General features: G+C 46.4%; 1 protein-coding gene. It reads right to left on the bottom strand.

The annotated features are described in order from the left end of the window. A partial coding sequence (locus HC176_RS16415) for a glycosyltransferase family 4 protein (RefSeq protein WP_167920079.1) occupies nt 1-461 on the bottom strand: 461 nt, incomplete at both ends.

Raw genomic sequence — 461 nt, 5'->3', positions numbered from 1 at the left:
CTCGGCTTCAGCTTCATCTTCGGGATCAAAGAAAAGCGCTACGTCATGCCACAATTCTTTTAGCGTTTCCAAGTTGCTTAACACCAGGGCGCAGCCATTGCCTGCGGCTTCAAGTATTGCCAGTCCAAAAGGCTCATAGCGGGTAGGGCTTACAAAAATGCTCGCCCGTTGCATCCAGTCCTGTACTTCTCCCGGAGATAATTTCCCCACGAATTTCACATTTTTGAGACTGCATTCTTTTCCGGTGTTAGGATTTACAGAATCGCCTGCAACATATACCGGCCACGGAAGTTTTTCGGCTATACTGGATAAAAGCGGAAAGTTCTTGGCTTCATCCCACATCCTGCCCATGCATAGAATGAATTCTTCCTTGGGCTTTGCTTCCGAAGTATTTATGCTTCTACCGTTGTGGATCACTTTTATTTCCGAAGTGAATTTATGTGCCTGCTGGGCTTTGTTGA

The sequence above is a fragment of the Tamlana crocina genome (genome assembly GCF_012037625.1).
Note: the sequence above shows the minus strand (reverse complement) of the source record. Positions and strands in the feature narration are given on the sequence as shown.